The 19,668-nt window shown below is 60.7% G+C and carries 13 protein-coding genes; 4 read left to right on the top strand and 9 right to left on the bottom strand.

Going from position 1 to position 19,668, the window contains the following annotated elements; translation table 11 throughout:
- Positions 1–202 precede the first annotated feature (202 nt).
- Complete coding sequence (locus tag AC25BC_RS02960) at positions 203–3,532, bottom strand: DUF1217 domain-containing protein (protein ID WP_128440050.1); 3,330 nt, start codon at positions 3,530–3,532, stop codon at positions 203–205.
- Positions 3,533–3,832: 300 nt separating this feature from the next.
- Between AC25BC_RS02960 and AC25BC_RS02955 the strand changes: the two genes are divergently transcribed.
- The gene (locus AC25BC_RS02955) at positions 3,833–4,399 is read left to right on the top strand and encodes a DUF6101 family protein (protein ID WP_003556960.1); all 567 of its coding nucleotides are present in this window, start codon (positions 3,833–3,835) and stop codon (positions 4,397–4,399) included.
- A 169-nt stretch (positions 4,400–4,568) separates the two neighbouring features.
- Here AC25BC_RS02955 and AC25BC_RS02950 read toward each other — a convergent pair whose 3' ends face one another.
- On the bottom strand, positions 4,569–5,000 hold the full coding sequence (locus AC25BC_RS02950; protein ID WP_041935466.1) for an Lrp/AsnC family transcriptional regulator: 432 nt from the start codon (positions 4,998–5,000) through the stop codon (positions 4,569–4,571).
- 119 nt (positions 5,001–5,119) lie between these two features.
- Between AC25BC_RS02950 and AC25BC_RS02945 the strand changes: the two genes are divergently transcribed.
- Positions 5,120–6,097, top strand: coding sequence for a threonine ammonia-lyase (locus AC25BC_RS02945; RefSeq protein ID WP_128407970.1), 978 nt, complete (start codon positions 5,120–5,122; stop codon positions 6,095–6,097).
- Positions 6,098–6,145: 48 nt separating this feature from the next.
- Here the strand turns inward: AC25BC_RS02945 and ubiA are convergent, their stop codons facing one another.
- The 5 genes from ubiA to AC25BC_RS02920 form a co-directional block, all read right to left on the bottom strand.
- The gene (ubiA, locus tag AC25BC_RS02940) at positions 6,146–7,105 is read right to left on the bottom strand and encodes a 4-hydroxybenzoate octaprenyltransferase (protein ID WP_020486917.1); all 960 of its coding nucleotides are present in this window, start codon (positions 7,103–7,105) and stop codon (positions 6,146–6,148) included.
- Positions 7,106–7,263: 158 nt separating this feature from the next.
- Complete coding sequence (locus AC25BC_RS02935) at positions 7,264–8,076, bottom strand: MipA/OmpV family protein (RefSeq protein WP_017993118.1); 813 nt, start codon at positions 8,074–8,076, stop codon at positions 7,264–7,266.
- A 128-nt stretch (positions 8,077–8,204) separates the two neighbouring features.
- Entirely contained in the window at positions 8,205–8,786 is a 582-nt protein-coding gene (locus AC25BC_RS02930) for a histidine phosphatase family protein (RefSeq protein ID WP_128407969.1), read from the bottom strand.
- 67 nt (positions 8,787–8,853) lie between these two features.
- Complete coding sequence (locus tag AC25BC_RS02925; RefSeq protein ID WP_128440049.1) at positions 8,854–10,113, bottom strand: cyclopropane fatty acid synthase; 1,260 nt, start codon at positions 10,111–10,113, stop codon at positions 8,854–8,856.
- Positions 10,114–10,246: 133 nt separating this feature from the next.
- Positions 10,247–12,553 carry a Tex family protein gene (locus AC25BC_RS02920; protein WP_128440048.1) on the bottom strand — a complete coding sequence of 769 codons (2,307 nt, stop codon included), beginning with the start codon at positions 12,551–12,553 and terminating at the stop codon, positions 10,247–10,249.
- Between the two features lie 219 nt (positions 12,554–12,772).
- Between AC25BC_RS02920 and glyS the strand changes: the two genes are divergently transcribed.
- Both glyS and AC25BC_RS02910 read left to right on the top strand, forming a co-directional pair.
- Positions 12,773–14,887 (top strand): glycine--tRNA ligase subunit beta, encoded by a 2,115-nt coding sequence (glyS, locus tag AC25BC_RS02915; RefSeq protein ID WP_128440047.1) that lies wholly within the window; start codon positions 12,773–12,775, stop codon positions 14,885–14,887.
- Positions 14,888–14,945: 58 nt separating this feature from the next.
- Positions 14,946–15,434: a 2-thiouracil desulfurase family protein gene (locus tag AC25BC_RS02910; protein WP_113545790.1), complete on the top strand. Its 489-nt coding sequence runs from the start codon at positions 14,946–14,948 to the stop codon at positions 15,432–15,434.
- A gap of 78 nt (positions 15,435–15,512) precedes the next feature.
- On the opposite strand, the gene AC25BC_RS02905 is transcribed toward AC25BC_RS02910, so the two are convergent.
- Together AC25BC_RS02905 and AC25BC_RS02900 are read right to left on the bottom strand one after the other, a co-directional pair.
- Positions 15,513–17,336 (bottom strand): methyl-accepting chemotaxis protein, encoded by a 1,824-nt coding sequence (locus AC25BC_RS02905; RefSeq protein ID WP_012756261.1) that lies wholly within the window; start codon positions 17,334–17,336, stop codon positions 15,513–15,515.
- A gap of 261 nt (positions 17,337–17,597) precedes the next feature.
- On the bottom strand, positions 17,598–19,418 hold the full coding sequence (locus tag AC25BC_RS02900) for a methyl-accepting chemotaxis protein (RefSeq protein ID WP_012756260.1): 1,821 nt from the start codon (positions 19,416–19,418) through the stop codon (positions 17,598–17,600).
- Positions 19,419–19,668 lie beyond the last annotated feature (250 nt).

Raw genomic sequence — 19,668 nt, 5'->3', positions numbered from 1 at the left:
GAAGTCGTCGCCACCTCTGTGAGCCGCCGCGACGACGCCGAAAACAATGCGACGATCTACACGCTCGCTTAACCTAGCGCATATGAGGGTTAGGGTGAGGGGCAGTCATTGACGCCAACCGGAAAGCTGTAGCTCAAGCCTTGGGACGACGGAGCGTGGGGGAAACCCGCTGCGCGCTTTGCTGGAATTGCCTTACTTAGGACTACTGCGTGCCGCCGCCGGTCAGGATCATCAGCGCCGGCGACTGCTGGGCAGCGTTCTGGACGTCGTACATCGCGGTGAATCGGCGCAGCAGCTTGTCGACCTTCTTCGGATCCTGGAGATCCTCGAGCTTGACGAAGCGGCTGAGGAGATCGCGCTGCTTGGTGACGTCCATGCCCGATATCTGCGACGGCAGGTTGTAGGCTGTCGTGATGACCTGATAGAGCGCCTTGTCGCCGAGGATCGAATAGATCGAGGTGATGCTCGGGGCTTTGCGGGCGAAATAGAGCGCCAGGCGGACGCCGTCGTTGCTTTCGCCTTGCTGGGCTTCCATCGTCTGCTGGACGTAGAGTTCCTGGGTGTGCTCCTCGGCCGCCTTGTTCTGGATCGTGCCGATCTTGGCGCGGGTCAGATTGCCGTCCTTGTCGAAGTTGAAGGCGGCGACGATATCCTGGAAACGCGCATCGGCCTTGGTGTTGAGGTAGCTCTTCTTGTCGTCAGGATCGGAGGTGAAGATCTTCTTCAGCGTGGCCTTGTCGTAATCCTTGGGGTCAAGGTTGTTCGCCTTCAGCACCAGGTCGGTCAGGCGGCTGTCATCCAGGAAATCGTCGAGCGACTTCACCTTTGCCATGCCCTTGGCGAAATAGTCGACCTCGGCCGTCGCATCCTTCGCTGCCTTGTCCTTTACCGGTCCATCCTTCATCAGCATGGTGATATGCGACTTATAGTCGGTGGCGTATTTGGCCAGGGTCGCATCGGGAAGCGCCTGGAAAGGTGACGCCGCCTTGCCGTCGGGGCCGAAGTTGAAGGCGCGGGCAAGGTTGGTGATGCGTTCATCCTTGAGCGAGGCGATATAACCATCCGGATCATAGGCATCGCTCGTCAGGACCTTGCGCATCATCGAGCGCGGGACGTCCTGGTCGGTCAGGCCAAAGGCCTGCAGCGCCACATGGTAGAGATCCGGCAGATTGTCATTGCTCTTGCTGAAATCGGCGGCCGAATTGCTGCGCAGGAAATCGTTGACACTCTTGACGTCCGAGAAATTCAGCAGGCTGCTGCTGTCGGCCATAAGCTTCTGGTAGTTGGATGCGACCTCGTCGAGCGCCTCGTCGCGCTCGTCGTCATAACGCGCCGCGTAATTGTCGTTGGTGGTCTGTGCCTGGTCGGCCGTCTGGACCGAGCTGACGACAGGAAGCGATCCGTCGGCAGCGAAGTTGAAGTCGGCATTGAGATCGGCATGGCCGGCGGCGGCAGCGGCCGTCGCATCGGTCAGGATGCTCTTCAGATCGGCGTCCGAGATATCGAAAGGCAGATTGTAGGTGCTCTTCAGGAAATTGGTGATGGCGGAATCGGCGAGCAGATCATCGACATTGGCGATCGTCGCCATCCGCGCGGAATAGTCGTCCGTGCGCGCTTCGGCGGCAAATTTCGTGCTGCTGATCTGGGTGGCCGTCTGCGCCTGCAAGCCGTCTTCGAGCGTGCCGTCCGCCTTGAAGTTGAAGGCGCCGGCGACATCGGCATAGGTGCCGGTACCGCTCTGATCGGTCAGGATATTGCGAAGAGCGACGTCGGTGACGGTCGACGGGATGCCGAAGGCGTTGCGGACGAAATTGTTCAGCTTCTGGTCCGCCAGCAACTGATCAACGTTTGAGATGCCGGCGATGGTTGCCTGGTAATAGACCGCCGCATCGCTGGCCTTGCTGGTGGTGCTGGCACTTTGCGTCGCACTTTGCGAGGCGTAAAGGGTCGGGACCGAACCATCCGATTTGAAATTGAAGAGATCGTGAACGTCGCTGTAGCCCTGGGCGCTGGCAGCCGTACGGTCGACGAGGAAAGTCCTCAACGTCGCATCGGAGACGCTATCGGCGATCTGCATGCTGTTTCTGATATAGCTGACCGCAACAGCATCGGACATGATGTCATCGACATTGGTGACATTGCCGATCATGCTGTTGAAGTGCGCTGCGTTCGCCGCCGACTTGTCGGTGGTCGATTTCCGCTGCGCCGCAGTCTGAATCACGGAACCGTTGATCGAGCCATCCGCCTGGAAGTTGAAGTCGGCATTGAGATCGGCATGGCCCTGGGCCGCGGCATAGGTCGAATCGGTCAGGATGCTCTTCAGGTCGGCATTGCTGAAACTCGTGCCGAGACCATAGGCATCCTTAATGTAGCGGGCCAGCACATTGTCAGCCAGCAGGGCGTCGACATTGGTGATGCCGCTCGACTGCGAGGTGACGGTATAATAGTTCTTCGTGCCCGATGCGGCCGCCTGCAGACTGTTTGCCTGATCGACCGTCTGGACGCGCGCCGTGCTGGAGGTCGACCCGTCAGCCTTGAAGTTGAAAGCATTGTAGACATTGGTAAAGCCCATCAGCTGGGCATAACCGGGGTCGGTCAGCACCGTGCGCAGTGCTGCGGCGGTGAAGTCGGCGCCCATGCTGTAGGCCGTCGTGATGTAGGATGTCAGGCGCTTGTCGGCGACCAGATCGTCGACATTGGTGATCGTGCCGATCTTCGCCGTGTAATAGGCCTTGTTGTAGTCTGCCGCCGTCTTGCCGACATAGTAGACATCCGAGCCGACCGAATTGTCGATGATGACAGACTGGGAATTCAGGGTGTAGGTCTCGATGACCGAGGCCTTCTGCGCAGCGGTCTGCGCCGTGCCGTTGACGGTGCCGTCGGCGTTGAAACCGAACTGGGCGGCAAGCGCCTTGTACTTGTCGCCGCCCTGCGTATTGACGACGCTGGTGGGGTCACTGAGATCGCTTGTCAGCACCTGCCGCAGAAAATCCTTCGACGCATAGGTCGGATCGATCTTGAAGGTCTTCAGCACATAGGTGCGCAGCCGCGTGTTGTTGACCAGATCGTCGACGGTCGTCACGCCGTCGATCGCCGTGCCGTAATAGCTGCTCTCGGCGCTGGCGGCTTTGTCGGCATCGATGAAGGACTGTTTGTAGAGGCCGATGAGATCGTCCTCCTGAGCGTCCGTCTGCACGTCCTTGGCCGGCTCGTTGAAATTGAAGGCGGCGGCGAACTCGCGGTAGCGTGTATCGGAAAGCTTGTTGGCGTAGCTGTTGGGATCGGTGAGATCGCTCTCGAGCACCTTCTTCATGAAGGCCTTGGCGTAGGTCATGTCCTCGAGGCCATAGGCCTTCATCGCATAGCTGTAGAGCTTGTAGTCGCCGAGGAAGTCGTCGACGGATGTGACCTTGTTGATATGGTCGGCGTAATATTGGGCATCCTTCTTGACCGTCGCCTGCGACGCAACCTTGTTGAGGCTCGACGTCATATCCCGCGACAGGATCGTGTAAGCGAGGGAAGCCGTGATCATGAAAAGCGCCCTTTTTGGCAAAATCTCTAAAAGAACGACGAAATGCTGGTGAGCACATTTTGCCACGGAAAGCTTACCTGAGGCTTACCTCCGGATGCATCGTTCCAGCACACCACACCGTTCACCTTCCGGAAACCCTGCCGGATTCGGTTTTGATAACCATCAGAGGAGGCAAAGTTTTCTTAACCGCAATTTTTAAGCTGTACGGAAGGGCGGCTGCCTATTGTCGGCCATAGAGGACGAAAAGTCCCAAGGAGAAGACCGGAAATCGGCTCTCAGGTAAGACAAGGGTAGAATGAAATGAACAATCCCGTTATGAAGCCCGCTTGGGCTGGCACGACGTTACGTCTCGATCCGTCCCGCTTTCCCCAACAGGTCAGCTACGCCATCCATGATTGTTCGGATGACGTCAATATCACCATAGACGAACGCGGCGCGGTCCTGCGCAAGGTCCTCCCCTCCAGCGGCCTGCCGCTCTCGATTGCGCTGCCCAAGCGCGTCTTCAAAGGTGTCGCCGCCCGCGCCATCGACCATGGCGACGGCGAAGTCACCGTGACGCTGGAGCTTCACCACACCGATCCGGAGCTCTGCATTCCGCTGCTCGTCGCCCATGATCTCAGCGATATCGCCGCCGACTGGCGCAGTTGGTCGGAAGCCTTCCGCATTCCGATGCTGATGGTCGAGGCCGACGGCGTTGCCCGGCCGCTCGAAGACCACATCGGCGCCTTACGCACCAGCGATCTCAAGCCGCGCCGCCGTCATTCCTACTTCGCCAATCGCCGTCCGCGCTTCCTCGTGCGCCGCACCACCGGCCGGCTGGGCGTCGCCATGAAGATCGAGGGCAAGGAAATCATCGCCCGCAACTGACCGAAATCGCGACACCGGACGCTCATTGGCGGGCATTCTGCGCACTCATCTGTCGCGGAATGCCCGTTTTGCGACGCTGTCGAACTCGGCCGCAAACTGTCGCTTCAATCTCAATCGGCACCGCGGGATGAATTTTGACAGGATCACTGCGTAGCCAGTAAAAATCCCCTCATTCAAGGACGGAAAGTCCCAATCCGTGCTTGACCGTTTTGAGTGCGATCAGGCTCTTGTATTTTCGCACGAGCGCCTGTTGCTCGCCCATAAGCCGCTCAATGAAGATATTATATTCCTCAAGATTGCGGACGGCCACGAGCAGGACATAGTCCATGTCGCCGGTGACATACCAGCATGACTGAACTTCAGGCGCATGGTCCAACCACCGCTGGAATTGCTCCAGCGTGTGTCGATGTTCGTTCTGGATTTCAAGCTCAACCAGAACGGACAGTGTGCGATCGACGGCTTTCGGACTGACCACCGCAACGATCCTCTCGATGATCCCATCCTGCTTCAGTTTGCTGATCCGCCGTTCGACGGCCGAAGGTGAGAGATTGACCGCGTCAGCAATGACCTTGCCGGGAATGTCGGCATTCTCCTGCAGCATCGACAGAATAGTTCGATCAATATCATCCACAGCGTATAACCAAGCCCATAAGCAGAAATTCCGCTATAAATTTGTCACGAGCGCGGTTTTTCCGCGCCGAAAATTCCTATCATCTGCCCATGACAAAACAAACACCTCTTTCAGCCGCCAAAATCGACGATGCACGCAAAAAAATCGATCCGATTTTCCTGAACACCAACTTGTTGCGTGCCGATAGGCTCGCGCTGTCACTCGTCGCCAAGGACGAAACGGAAAATCCCATCCGCAGCTTCAAGGGGCGCGGGACGGGGTATTTTCTCGCCGACGTCGTTGGAGACAGAACTCCTCTGGTCACGGCATCAGCCGGGAATTTCGGCCAGGGGCTTGCTTACAATGCCGCGCGGCATGGGCGATCTCTGGTCGTGTTCGCCAGTATCAACGCCAATCCGTTGAAGATCGAAGCCATGCGCCGGTTTGGGGCAGAAGTCTTTCTCGCCGGAGAAGATTTTGACGCTGCAAAGGAGGCCGCCAAAATCTACGCCGCCGAACGGAAGCTGCAGTTCGTCGAGGATGGAGCGAGCGCAGCCATTGCCGAAGGAGCAGGAACGATTGCGGCGGAGCTGACTGAAGAGGTCGAAGATATCGACGCCGTTTTCATACCGCTCGGCAACGGTGCTCTGGCGGCCGGAATAGGATGCTGGTTCAAATCACGATCACCGCGAACAAGGGTCGTCGCAGTCGCCGCAAAGGGCGCACCTTGCATGGCACTGTCCTACAATGCGGGTGACGTGATCTCAACGCCGGAGGCACGCACGATTGCCGATGGAATTGCTGTGCGGATTCCCGTCCCGTCGGCCGTCGGCTGGCTTAAAGACACGATCGATGACGTCGTTCTCGTGGATGACGATCAGCTTCTCGATGCAATGCGATTTGCTCATGACACATGGAAGCGTCTCGTCGAACCAGCCGGAGCAGCCGGGCTCGCTGCTATTCTTGAGCAGGCATCTGCCCTAAAAGGCTGCCGTGTAGCGACTATGTTGTGTGGTGCTAACCTCACGGATCAACAGATCAAGGCATGGCTTCCATCTGCCATAAAGCACAACACGAATGCCTGCTAGACCAATCCTCCTATCTGGGGACAGGCGCCCGCGCCCGGTTCGTCCCAATCAGGGAATGGCAAACAGCAGCGAGACGAAGAGGCCGAAGAAGATGATCAGGCCGACGCGGTTGTTTGACTTGAAGAGCGCCAGGCACTGGTCGGCATCATCGATATCGAGCCGGACGATCTGCCAGGCGAACATGCCGGCCGCACCGAGCAGACCCAGAAAGGCGATGAGATTGGCGCCGGCGAGAACGAAAGCAATAAACATCAGCGCCAGCGTCAGTCCGTAAAGACCGATCAGCCACTGCCGCGTCCTGTCGCCGAATAGGCGCGCGGTGGAGCGGACGCCGATCAACTCGTCATCTTCCTTGTCCTGATGCGCATAGATCGTATCATAGCCGATCGTCCAGGCGACGGAGGCGGCGTAGAGCAGGATGGCGGCAAAGGAGAGGCCGCCCAAAATCCCGGCCCAACCCATCAACGCGCCCCAGGAGAAGGCAAGCCCGAGGTAGAATTGCGGCCAGTCGGTGAAGCGTTTGGCAAAGGGATAAAATGCCACGATCCCGAGCGAGAGCACGCCGAGGAAGACGTTGAGCCAGTTGAACTGCAACAGCACGAACAGGCCGACCAGCGCCTGCAAGCCGATGAAGATCTTCGCCCGGCGGCGGGTGACGCGGCCGGAGGGCAGCGGACGTGACCGCGTACGCGCCACTTCCATATCGATCTCGTGGTCGACGAGATCGTTATAGGTGCAGCCGGCGCCGCGCATGGCGACCGCGCCGATGAAATAAAGGAACAGGTGAGACACCAGCAGGCTGCCGGAATAGAGCCCCTCGCCGATCGCCGCATTGGCGGCAAGTGTCGCCGACCAGAAGCACGGCCACATCAAGAGCTGCCAGCCGATCGGGCGATCCCAGCGCGCCAGCTGCGCATAGGGCCAAAGCCATGGCGGCAGGATCCGGTAGACCCAGTTATCGGAAGGTGCGTCGGAGACGCGATCGTTGAAGTCGCCGGTATCGTGCATGCCGCTCATCTAGCGGCGGGCCGCCGATCCGGTCAAGAAGCGATCATTGCGCTGCCACTTGCATCATCCCTAGATCAGAATCGATCCCGGGATGAAATTACACTGCAATTCAAATGGTTACAGCGCCACGCATCTGAAATGACCCGCGGCGCTGTCAATCACTGCAGGGAAAAATTGAACTTATAGGTCGCCGAAACGCCGATCAGGACCTGGTTTTTCGAGCCGCGGTCGCGCACGAGGCTGCTGTCGGCGGCGGGACCCGCCAGCCGCTTATATTCGAGGAAAGAACTTGCCGAGAGGTTTTCCGTCGCCTTCCATGTCAGCGCCGTGCCGGCGCCATAGGACTGGATGCCGGACGACGGCTTATAGGGATCAAGGCCGCTTGCCGCCGCCTGCTTGGCGTTGACGCCGTAGTAGGCGTCGTAATAGCCGCTGGTGGCGAATGTCGCGCGCGGGCCGCCTGATAGTTGCAGGTCGGGCGCAATATCGGTAAAGGCATCGACCGCGAGGTCGGCGACGATGCCGTCATGCGAGCGGATGCCCTGGCGGACTTCGGCGCGGGCGCGAAGGAAATCGGTCGGGTAGACTTCGACGAAACCGCCGGCTTCCGCCCCCCATTTGACCTTCTTCAAGCCCTTCAGCTGGCTGCTGTCGCCGTCATCGCGCGACGGCACGAATTTGCCGACGATGCCGGCGCGGAAGGCGCCCTTGTCGATGAGGGCGAAGGAGGGATTGTCGTTGCGCGAGGAAAAACGCGGGCCAGCACCCTGGCGGCCGACGGAGATCAGCGGGCTGAACTTGAATTCATTATGCGACGAGCCCTCGAATTTCGGGGCGGAGAAGCCGGCAACGCCGACGCTCAGGTACCAGTCGCCGGACCAGAAGTGCTGGCCGCTTTCCTGGGCGACCGCCGATCCAGCAGAGAAAAGGGCAATAGCCAGAGAGATCGATACGACTGATCGATGAGACACATCCGCACTCCAGAAAACGCAAAAACAAAGCCGCGGAGGGCGGCGTTCGCTACATTTATCCTGATCTCGTTACCCCAGTGTTAACCACGGCAGCGAGATGACACAGGCAAAAATGACGGATGCCAGCGCTATCTCTGGTTCCAGCGGCGGATGACCGGCTCGGTCAGATCGTGCTCGTAGCCGAGCACGCTGATGCTGGCCGTATCGAGCACGAAACGGGAGCCGTCTTCCGGCGGAAGGCCAAGCCAGCGGGCGGCCAGCACACGCAGGAAATGCGAGCTCGAGAAGATCAGGATGGTGCCGGCCGTTTGGCGAAGCGCATGGATGACGGCGTCTGCGCGGGCGCCGACATCGGCGGCGAACTCGCCCTTCGGGCAACCGTCGCGAAAGAGCTGCCAGCCGGGACGGTCGGCAAGGATCGCCTTGGTGGTGATGCCTTCGTAAGCGCCGTAGTCCCACTCGGCGAGATCGTCCTTGATCACCGCGCCCGATCCGAATCCGGCAAGCGCGCAGGTCTTGCGGGCCCGCTCGGACGGGCTCGACCAGACGGCGGAGAAGGCAAGGCCCGCCAGCCGGTCGGCGAGCTTGCGAGCGGCGGCCTCGCCGTTCGCCGTCAGGGGAATATCGCTGCGTCCGGTATGGCGCCCGGACAGGCTCCATTCGGTTTCACCGTGGCGGACCAGGTAGATCTCGGGAAACGCACTGCTCATCGGCACGTCCTTTCATGAGAATCCGTCCCTTGGCAAAACCGCCAGCGGAAGCGGCACTTCCGCGGGATCAGAACGTCACCTTTTCGAGCGGAGCGCGCCCCGCCTCGAATTCCTTCAGCTTTGCTTCATTGCGCGCGATGTAATTGCGATTGTCGGGAACGGCGAACTGGTTCTTGGCGATCTGGATCTGCAGGATGAAGAGCTCGTCCCAGCGGAACCCTATTTCGGAACCGGCCAGATAGAACTCCCACATGCGGAAGAACTGCTCGTCGTAAAGCGCCACCGCTTCGGCCTTGCGCGCCACGAAACGCTCGCGCCAATGGCGCAGCGTATAGGCATAATGCAGCGGCAGGATTTCGATATCCTTGACCAGCAGTCCGGCCTTCTCAAGTGGCGGCACGACCTCGCCGACGGAAGGGATGTAGCCGCCCGGGAAGATGTATTTCTCGATGAACGCATTGGTGCCGAAGCTCGGCTTCGGGCGGCCGATCGAATGCAGCACCATGACGCCGTTGTCGTCGAGGAGATCCGATACCTTGCGGAAGAAATTGCCGTAGTGGCCGATGCCGACATGTTCGAACATGCCGACCGAGACGATACGGTCGAACTTCCTGCCCGTCATGGTGCGGTAGTCCTGCAGTTCGAACCGCACCCGGTCGGCAAGGCCGCGTTTTTCGGCGCGCGTACGCGAGACCTTGAGCTGCTCCTCACTCAGTGTGATGCCGGTGAACTCGGCACTGTCGGTCGCCTCCGTCAGGTACATGCCCATGCCGCCCCAGCCGGAGCCGATCTCCAGGATACGCTGGTTCGGCTCGAGCAGAAGCTTGGCGGCGATATGGCGTTTCTTGGCGAGCTGTGCCTCGTCGAGACCAATGCCCGGCGGCTCGAAATAGGCGCAGGAATATTGCCAGTCCTCGTCGAGGAAAAGATCGAAGAGCTTGGCCGACAGATCGTAATGGTGGGCGACATTGTGCTTGTTGCGATTGACCGGCACACGGCTCTTCAGCTGCTGCTTGGCAATGCGGCCGAGGAGAAGTGCCGCCATCTTGAAATCGAAGATCTCGTTGGTGGTGTTCTGTTTCACCAGCGACAGGAAATCGTAAATGTTGCCCTGTTCGAGAATGAACCGGCCTTGCATGTACATTTCGCCGAGTTTCATGGCCGGGTCGCGCCGGATGGCGTCCTCGGCCTCCTGATCGGCAAGGCGGGCGACAACGGTTTCACCGGTGCCGTCGCCGATAGTGTGGGTTTCGCCATTGGCGATGGTAAGTTTCAACGAACCCTTGCGGATGATTTTTTCGACGATCGATAAGAATGCCGACGCCATGGACGCCTCGCAAATGTGACAGGATGGTCACATCAACTTAGTAGCTCTCTTTCGCCTTACAAGCGCCGGATTTAGCACTCTGTTCAGAACGCTGCCAAACTGTTGCATTTTTGCCGAAATGCCGGCTAAACCCTTATTTTCGCTTCATCGCTTCGGCAAGTGCCGCGCCGAAAGCGCCCTGGCTCTCGGATTTCGCGGCCGCGGGCCGGCGCTCGTTCTGCGGCCGGGAACCCTGGTTCGCGCGAGAATCACCCCGCGGCGGCGCTGAAGAACCGTCATCGCGTTTCATAGAAAGAGCGATGCGCTTGCGCTTGGCGTCGACTTCGACAACCCGCACCTTGACGACATCGCCCGCCTTGACGACCTCGTGGGGATCCTTGACGAAGCGATCGGCAAGTTGGGACACATGTACCAGGCCATCCTGGTGCACGCCGATATCGACGAAAGCGCCGAAGGCGGCAACATTGGTCACCGTGCCTTCCAGCACCATGCCGGGCTTGAGGTCGGAAATTTCGTTGACGCCCTCGGCGAAGGTCGCGGTCTTGAAGCTCGGACGCGGGTCGCGGCCGGGCTTTTCCAGCTCCGCAATGATGTCCCTGACCGTCGGCAGGCCGAATTTCTCGTCGATGAACTGGCGCGGATCAACCGATTTCAACACCGCGCTATCGCCCATCAACGCGCGCAGATCGCGGCCGCAGGCAGCGACGATCTTCTTGGCGACGCCATAGGCCTCCGGGTGGACCGAGGAGGAATCGAGCGGCTCCTTGCCGTTCGGAATGCGCAGGAAGCCGGCGCACTGCTCGAAAGTGCGGCCGCCGAGGCGGGCGACCTTCAGAAGATCCTTTCGCGTCTCGAAACGGCCTTCGCTGTCGCGGTGGCGGACGATAGCGTCGGCGATCGACGGGCCGAGGCCGGAGACGCGCGAGAGCAGCGGCGCTGACGCGGTGTTGAGATCGACGCCGACGGCATTCACCGCATCTTCCACCACGGCATCGAGCGAACGCGACAGCTTCTGCTGGTCGACGTCGTGCTGATACTGGCCGACGCCGATCGACTTCGGCTCGATCTTGACGAGTTCGGCCAGCGGATCCTGCAGCCGGCGCGCGATGGAGACGGCGCCGCGCAGCGACACGTCGAGATCGGGGAATTCAGCCGCGGCGGTCGCCGAGGCGGAATAGACCGAGGCGCCGGCTTCCGACACGATGACCTTGGTCGGCTTCGGCGCCGGCAACTCGGCCAGCATATCGGCCACCAGCTTTTCGGTTTCGCGGCTGCCGGTGCCATTGCCGATCGAGATCAGCTCGACATTGTGCTTGCGGATCAGCGATGCGAGCTCGACCTGGGCGCCACGCACGTCGTTCCTCGGCTGGAAAGGATAGACGGTCGATGTCGCCACCACCTTGCCGGTGCCGTCGACGACGGCGACCTTGACGCCGGTGCGGATCCCGGGATCGAGACCCATCGTCGCGCGCGAGCCGGCGGGCGCTGCCAGCAGCAGGTCCTTGAGATTGCGCGCGAAGACATGGATCGCCTCCTCTTCGGCCCGTTCGCGCAGTTCCCGCATCAGGTCGAGCGAGAGCGACATGGAAAGCTTGACGCGCCAGGTCCAGCTTGCGACCTCCATCAGCCAGCGGTCGCCGGGACGGCTGGTACCGATCTCGTAGGCGGCCACGATCATGCGCTCGACCGGCTTGTTCGGAGAGGTCGTCTCGGCGTCGGCCTCGATCGTCAGCGTCAGCACCTCCTCGTTCCAGCCGCGCAGCATAGCGAGCGCGCGGTGGCCGGGGGCGGTCGCCCAGCGTTCGGAATGGTCGAAATAATCGGAAAACTTCTCGCCGGTCGCCTGCTTGCCATCAACGACTTTCGCCTTCAGCAGCGCGGCCTGGCGCATATGGGCGCGCAACCTGCCGAGCAGGTCGGCATTTTCGGCAATGCCTTCGGCGATGATGTCGCGCGCGCCTTCGAGCGCCGTCTTCACATCGGGCACATCCGCGGTGACGAAGCCTTCGGCCAATACCGCCGGTTCCCTGGCGCGGTCGGCGAGGATCGTCTCGGCGAGCGGGCCGAGGCCACGTTCACGGGCGATTTCGGCGCGCGTGCGGCGCTTCGGCTTGTAGGGCAGATAGAGATCCTCAAGCTCGGCCTTGGTTTCGGCGCCTGCGACCTTGGTCATCAGCTCGTCGGTCATCTTGCCCTGGCCGGTGATCGATTCGACGATCGCGTCGCGCCGAGCTTCGAGTTCGCGCAGATAGACCAGCCGCTCGGCGAGATTGCGCAGCTGCGTATCATCCAGCCCGCCCGTCACTTCCTTGCGGTAGCGGGCGATGAAGGGCACGGTAGAGCCTTCGTCGAGCAGCTCGATTGCAGCTTTGGCCTGTTCGGGCCGGGCGTTGATTTCGGCGGAGATGCGGGCTGCGAGAAAACGGAGGTCTGCGGCCATGGGATTTCCTGTTTCGTCAGAGGTGGCGGGACCATAGCGGCGAAAAGCGGCAAGGCAATGTTGGAGTTTACGGCCGAGCGCCGATCCACAGGATAAGCATGCCGGAAAGGCGGCGATTTTGCGGTTGTGCAGATGCGCCATTCTTTGCTAGCAGAAGCAACGTTTTGACCCGGCGCCCATGCCATCCCTCCCCTGTCGCGGGAGGCAAGGAAATTCGACATGCCAAACCTTCTTCTCGAACTCCGCTCCGAAGAGATTCCGGCCCGCATGCAGCGCAAGGCTGCCGGCGACCTGAAGAAGCTCGTCACCGATGCGCTTGTCGAAGCGGGTCTGTCCTACGAGGGCGCGCGCGAATATTGGACGCCGCGGCGGCTGGCGCTCGACATTCACGGACTGACGGCGCGCTCGGCCGATGTGCGCGAGGAGCGCAAGGGACCGCGCACCGACGCCAACGAGAAGGCGATCGAAGGCTTCCTGCGCGGCGCCGGCCTTTCCTCGGTCTCCGAAGCGCAGGTGGTGAGCGATCCGAAGAAGGGCGATTTCTACGTCGCGGTCATCTCCAAGCCCGGCCGCGCAACGGAAGAGATCGTCAGCGATGTCATGCCCGGCATCATCCGCGATTTTCCCTGGCCGAAATCGATGCGCTGGGGCAAGGCCTCGTCGAAGCCCGGCGCGCTGCGCTGGGTGCGGCCGCTGCAGTCGATCGTCTGCACCTTCGGCCCGGAGCATGAAGAAACCATTGTTATCCCCTTCGAGATCGACGGCATCACCGCCTCCAACATCACCTACGGCCATCGTTTCCACGCGCCCGAGGCGATCACCGTCCGGCGCTTCGACGATTATGCGGCGAACCTGGAAAAGGCCAAGGTCATCCTCGATGCCGAGCGGCGCAAGGACATCATCCTGCACGACGCCCGCGATATCGCCTTTGCCAACGGGCTGGAGCTGGTGGAAGACGAAGGCCTGCTGGAGGAAGTCTCCGGCCTCGTCGAATGGCCGCAGGTGCTGATGGGCAGCTTCGAGGAGGATTACCTCTCGATCCCCTCCGAAATCATCCGGCTGACGATCAAGACCAACCAGAAGTGTTTCGTGACGCGGCCGCAGGGTGGCGAAACGCTGTCGAACAAGTTCATCCTCGTCTCCAATATCCAGGCAAGCGACGGCGGCAAGGAAATCGTCCACGGCAACGGCAAGGTGGTGCGGGCCCGGCTTTCGGATGCGCTGCATTTCTGGAAGCGCGACCAGGGCAACTTGCCCGATCTCGAGACGCTGGAAGCTTCGGCAGCAAAGTTCGGCCTCGACCTGAAGAAGCCGCTCGACCAGCGCATGGCCAAGCTCGATGCGCTTGATGTGACCTTCCATGCCAAGCTCGGCACACAGGGCGCGCGTGTTGCGCGCATCCGCACGCTGGCCAAGGAATTGGCTGATATCACCGGCGCCGACGCGGCTCTCATCGATCGCGCCGCCGTGCTCGCCAAGGCCGATCTGCGCACCGAAGCCGTTGGCGAATTCCCGGAACTGCAGGGATTGATGGGCCGCAAATATGCGGTGCTGCAGGGTGAGGACGCCTCCGTTGCCGCAGCGATAGAGGATCATTATAAGCCGCAGGGTCCGTCGGACCGCGTGCCGGAGGACAGAGTGGCGATCACCATCGCCCTTGCCGACAAGCTCGATACGCTGATCGGTTTCTGGGCGATCGACGAAAAGCCGACGGGGTCGAAGGATCCGTTCGCCCTGCGGCGTGCGGCACTCGGTGTCGTCAGGATCCTGCTGGAGCGAAGGATCCGCCTGCCGCTGCTGGCAACGACCAAGGATGGCGACCTGCTCTCCTTCTTCCACGACCGTCTCAAGGTCTATCTGCGCGACCAGGGCGCCCGCCACGATCTGATCGACGCCGTGCTGACTTCAGATGCCGACGACCTGCTGATGGTGGCGCGCCGCGTCGAAGCGCTGACGGCCTTCATCACCTCGGAAGACGGCAAGAACCTGCTTTCCGGCACCAAGCGGGCGACGCAGCTGCTTGCCGCTGAGGAAAAGAAGGGCACCGTGATCGCCGATGGCGTTTCGCCAGCGCTTCTGACGCTCGATGCCGAGAAGGAATTGTTCGCCGCAATCTCCAGTGCCTCGAAGGATGCGTCGAACGCCGTCGCCGGGGAAGACTTCCGCTCGGCAATGGAAGCGCTCTCCAAGCTGCGCGGCCCGGTCGACCGCTTCTTCGAAGACGTGCTCGTCAACGACGAGGACGCCGCCATCCGCGCCAACCGTCTCGCCTTGCTGCGGCTGATCCGCGAGGCGACGGGAACGGTTGCGGATTTCTCGAAGATCTCGGGCTAATATTCGGCCGCCATCGGCGGTCTGGCATTGCCGCGGCTCCGGCTGTATTCAAGCAGATATGCAGAGCAAGATTCTCGTCAGCGCCTGTCTCATGGGCCAGGCCGTCCGCTATGACGGGCGGGCGAAGCCGTTGCTTCATCCGGCGATCGAGCGTTGGCGGGCCGAAGGCCGGTTGGTGACGATCTGTCCGGAGATGTCGGCGGGCATGACGGTGCCGCGGCCGCCGGCGGAGATCGCAGAAGCGGCGACCGGCGAGGATGTGCTGGCCGGCACGGCGCGGGTTGTCGAGCTGACGGGCGCCGACGTAACGGAAGAGTTCCTGCTGGCGGCGGAAAATGCCGTGGCGCTCGCACGGCAGGCCGGCTGCCACTATGCGCTGCTCATCGACGGCAGCCCGTCCTGCGGCTCCGGTTTCATCTATGACGGCACGTTTTCCGGCCGCAAGCAGGCCGGCAACGGCGTGACGGCGGCGGCGCTGAAAGCAGCCGGCGTTGAAGTGTTTTCCGATCGCGAGATCGAGCGGCTGATCGAACGCATCGGGCAATGAGCCTCAAAAGGCACGGCCGCCGGAGAACCGACGGCCGCTAAAAATTTGGTGATAAAAACGCTTTTGTCCCCGCGCCGTTTATGCGGCGCGGCGACCCTGATGCATGGCCGGGGCAGCGCTTTCGCCACTGACGCGGAAGCCGCGGATGAGGTCGATCAGCTCGTCGGTATCGGTGGCCAGCGTCTCTGCCGATGCCGTGGTCTCTTCGGCCATGGCGGCGTTCTGCTGGGTGGCGGCGTCGAGCTGGTTCATCGACGAGGAGATCGAACGCAGCGTCGTATCCTGCTCGGAGGCGCTGTGGGCGATCTTGGCGACAATCTCGTTGGCGGCCTTGATCTGGTCGGAGATGCGCTTCAGCGCCTCGCCTGCCTCGCCGACCAGACGGACGCCATGGTCGACCTGGCTGGAGGAGCGGGCGATCTGGTCCTTGATCTCCTTGGCCGCAGCGGCGGAGCGCTGGGCAAGTTCACGGACTTCCTGGGCGACAACCGCAAAACCCTTGCCGGATTCACCGGCACGGGCTGCCTCGACGCCGGCGTTCAGCGCCAAGAGGTTGGTCTGGAAGGCGATCTCGTCGATGACGCCGATGATCTTGGTGATCTCCGACGACGATTTCTCGATGCCGCTCATCGCCTCGATCGCCTGGGTGACGATCGCATCGCTATGAGTGGCTTCGGTGCTGACCGAATGGACGCGCTTGCTCGCCTCATGGGCGCCATCGGCCGTCTGACGGACGGCGACGGTGAGCTCATCGAGAGCGGCCGAGGTTTCTTCCAGGCTGGCAGCCTGGCGCTCGGTGCGTTGCGACAGCTCGTTGGAGGCACGGCGGATTTCTTCCTTGCTGGTGCCGATATCGGTGCCCTTGGCGCTGACCTTGGCCATGGCGGCTTCGAGATGCGACAGCGCATCGTTGAAGTTGTCGCGAAGGGCGGCGTATTTCTGGCCTAGATCGGCGCAGCGGACGGTAAGATCACCGCGGGCAATCATCTCCAGCGCCTGGCCGATCGTCGTCACCACGCGTGCCTGGAGCGTTGCTTCATCCTGCTGCTGGCGCAGATTGTTTTCGCGCTCGCTTTCCAGCGCCAGTTGCTGGGCCGCCTCGCGATCGGACATCGCATGACGCTCCCTGATCTTTTCCTGCAGTGACTGCGTCGCCTTCGCCATCATGCCGACTTCGTTGTTCATGCCGGTATGCGGGATGGCAATGGAGACATCCTCTTCGGCGACAGCCTTCAGGGCGGCATGGACGTTATTGAGAGGTCCCGATATGCCGCGGATGACGACGTAGGCGGCGGCCATGGCAAGGAAGAACAGGACGATGCTGCCGGAGAGCGCGGTCAGGATCGTGCTGTTTATCTGAGCATCGAGATCGTCCATGTAGACGCCGGTGACGACGACGACCTTCCAAGGATCGAAGGCCTGTGCATAGGCCGTCTTGCGAAAATCGCCGGCGGGCTGGCCTGGTTTGGCTGTGGAATAATATTCGACGAGACCGCCGCCCTGCTGCCCGAGCTTGACCAGCTCTTCTCGATAGAGCTTTCCTTTGCTGTCCGGCTGACCCTTGTTGACCTGACCGATTTTCGCGGCATCGTAGTGGAACATCATCTGGATGTCGTAGCTATAGCCGAAGAAATAACCATCGGGGTCGTATTTCATTGCATTGACCGTGGCGTAGGCCTGCTTCTGGGCATCTTCCAGCGTCATTTCGCCGGCAGTCACCTTTGCCTGGTAGATTTTGAGAACAGAGACCGCAGACTGTACCTCCGCCCGCAGCATGTCATAGCGTTCGTTGTAGATCGCATTGACCGAGGAGCGGATCTGCAGGGAGGTGGCGATTGCAAACGCCACCATCAGGCCGACGACCAGCAATATGAGCTGTTTTGATATCTTCAAATTTTTCATGACGCCTCGCAACGGGAATGGGTGAATACATTCCGGTGCGGTTTTCTACCGCCTGTGCGAGCGCGCCGAAAAAGAAGACGCGTCTACCGCTGCTAAAATAAACATGCTGCGACCGGGTAAAGTAACAATTGATGCCCACCCTATAAAAAAGCTTTAATTTTATTATTCGCGACGTGCATTTCCCTAAAAATCCGGGGGTGCTTACAAAGCAAAACCGCCGGATTTTCATCCGGCGGTCGAATATCGCTTGTTTTCAAATTTTCAGCTGGCTCGGCGCATCGGTTCGGCCTGGCGGTGCTGTGGTGCACTGACGCGGAAGCCGCGGATGAGGTCGATCAGCTCGTCGGTATCGGTGGCCAGCGTCTCGGCCGATGCCGTGGTCTCTTCGGCCATGGCGGCATTCTGCTGGGTGGCGGCGTCGAGCTGGTTCATCGACGAGGAGATCGAGCGCAGCGTCGTATCCTGTTCGGAAGCGCTGTGGGCGATCTTGGCGACGATCTCGTTGGCAGCCTTGATCTGGTCGGAGATCCGCTTCAGCGCCTCGCCTGCCTCGCCGACCAGACGGACGCCATGATCCACCTGGCTGGAGGAGCGGGCGATCTGGTCCTTGATCTCCTTGGCCGCAGCGGCAGAGCGCTGGGCAAGTTCACGGACTTCCTGGGCGACAACCGCAAAACCCTTGCCGGATTCACCGGCACGGGCTGCCTCGACGCCTGCGTTGAGAGCAAGCAGGTTGGTCTGGAAGGCGATCTCGTCGATGACGCCGATGATCTTGGTGATCTCCGACGACGATTTCTCGATGCCGCTCATCGCCTCGATCGCCTGGGTGACGATCGCATCGCTATGGGTCGCTTCGGTGCTGACCGAATGGACACGCTTGCTCGCCTCATGGGCGCCGTCAGCCGTCTGACGGACGGCGACGGTGAGCTCATCGAGAGCGGCCGAAGTCTCTTCCAGGCTGGCGGCCTGGCGCTCGGTGCGCTGCGACAGTTCGTTGGAGGCGCGGCGGATCTCTTCCTTGCTGGTGCCGATATCGGTGCCCTTGGCGCTGACCTTGGCCATGGCGGCCTCGAGATGCGACAGCGCATCGTTGAAGTTGTCGCGAAGGGCGGCATACTTCTGGCCGAGATCGGCGCAGCGGACGGTGAGATCACCACGGGCAATCATCTCCAGCGCCTGGCCGATCGTCGCCACCACCCTCGCCTGCAGCGTCGTCTCATCCTGCTGCTGGCGCAGATTGTTTTCGCGCTCGCTTTCCAGCGCCAGTTGCTGGGCCGCCTCGCGATCGGACATCGCATGACGCTCCCTGATCTTTTCCTGCAGTGACTGCGTCGCCTTCGCCATCATGCCGACTTCGTTGTTCATGCCGGTATGCGGGATGCTGATCGAAACATCCTCTTCGGCGACCGACTGCAGGGCATTGTGGATGTCCTTCAGCGGATGGGAGATGCCACGGATGAAGAAGACGGCGGCGGCGATGCCGCAGACGAAGACGATCAGCGAAGCGGTCAGCGCCTTCCAGATCGTCGCATTGACCTTCTGCTGCAAGTCATCGAGATAGACGCCGGTGCCGACGACGATCTTCCAGGGCTCGAAGGCCTTGGAATAACCGCCCTTGAGGAAGACCTGGTCTTCCGGCTGGCCCGGTTTGGTCCAATAGTAGAAGGTGCGGCCGCCGCCGGCCTTGCCGTTGTCGACCAGCGCCTGGCTGAATTTCGCGCCGGTCTTGTCGACCTGGCCGCTCATGTCCTTGCCGAGATTGACCGGGCTCGGATGAAAAAGCTGAACGACGTTGTAGTCGAAACCGAAGAGGTAACCGGATGGCTGGAAGCTGACGCGCTTCAGGATCTCGAAGGCTTCCGTCTGGGCGGCCTCATGCGTCATCTGGCCGGCCTTCTCGCGCTCATAGAAGGTATTGAGAACGGAGATGCCCGATTCGACCTGTGTGCGCAGCATGTCGAAACGCTCGTCGTAAATTGCCTGTTCGGAGGTGCGGATTTCGAAATAGGTGGCGACTGCAAAAGCAGCCATTAGGACGCCGATCAGCGCAAAAAGTTGATGCGCAATCTTGAGCTTTTTCATGATTTGCCTCGCAAAGCAGCTGAATTAGAAACAATTCCGGATCGGGCAACTCCCGACCTGCGGACGTCTCATATCGCCCGCGCAGCTAGCGCAATCATGCGTCCTCCGGCCTTTCGATTGGTAAAATTAGAGTGGATGGCTGAATTATGTTTTAACGGGTCATGGCATCTATTTGCATGACTTGTGACGATTGAAATATAACTTCTCGAATAATTTCGTAAGTTGCATTTCTTCTATCCAACTTCAATAA

The organism is Rhizobium sp. WSM409, assembly GCF_057653825.1.
The sequence above is the reverse complement of the archived record's forward strand: the minus strand, read 5'-3'. Positions and strand labels throughout refer to the sequence as shown.

Excerpts from the sequence above, each read along its gene's own strand:
- AC25BC_RS02960 (WP_128440050.1), bottom strand. The coding sequence starts at position 3,532 with ATGATCACGGCTTCCCTCGCTTACACGATCCTGTCGCGGGATATGACG.
- AC25BC_RS02955 (WP_003556960.1), top strand. The coding sequence starts at position 3,833 with ATGAACAATCCCGTTATGAAGCCCGCTTGGGCTGGCACGACGTTACGT.
- AC25BC_RS02950 (WP_041935466.1), bottom strand. The coding sequence starts at position 5,000 with ATGCTGCAGGAGAATGCCGACATTCCCGGCAAGGTCATTGCTGACGCG.
- AC25BC_RS02945 (WP_128407970.1), top strand. The coding sequence starts at position 5,120 with ATGACAAAACAAACACCTCTTTCAGCCGCCAAAATCGACGATGCACGC.
- ubiA (WP_020486917.1), bottom strand. The coding sequence starts at position 7,105 with ATGCACGATACCGGCGACTTCAACGATCGCGTCTCCGACGCACCTTCC.
- AC25BC_RS02930 (WP_128407969.1), bottom strand. The coding sequence starts at position 8,786 with ATGAGCAGTGCGTTTCCCGAGATCTACCTGGTCCGCCACGGTGAAACC.
- AC25BC_RS02925 (WP_128440049.1), bottom strand. The coding sequence starts at position 10,113 with ATGGCGTCGGCATTCTTATCGATCGTCGAAAAAATCATCCGCAAGGGT.
- AC25BC_RS02920 (WP_128440048.1), bottom strand. The coding sequence starts at position 12,553 with ATGGCCGCAGACCTCCGTTTTCTCGCAGCCCGCATCTCCGCCGAAATC.
- glyS (WP_128440047.1), top strand. The coding sequence starts at position 12,773 with ATGCCAAACCTTCTTCTCGAACTCCGCTCCGAAGAGATTCCGGCCCGC.
- AC25BC_RS02910 (WP_113545790.1), top strand. The coding sequence starts at position 14,946 with ATGCAGAGCAAGATTCTCGTCAGCGCCTGTCTCATGGGCCAGGCCGTC.
- AC25BC_RS02905 (WP_012756261.1), bottom strand. The coding sequence starts at position 17,336 with ATGAAAAATTTGAAGATATCAAAACAGCTCATATTGCTGGTCGTCGGC.
- AC25BC_RS02900 (WP_012756260.1), bottom strand. The coding sequence starts at position 19,418 with ATGAAAAAGCTCAAGATTGCGCATCAACTTTTTGCGCTGATCGGCGTC.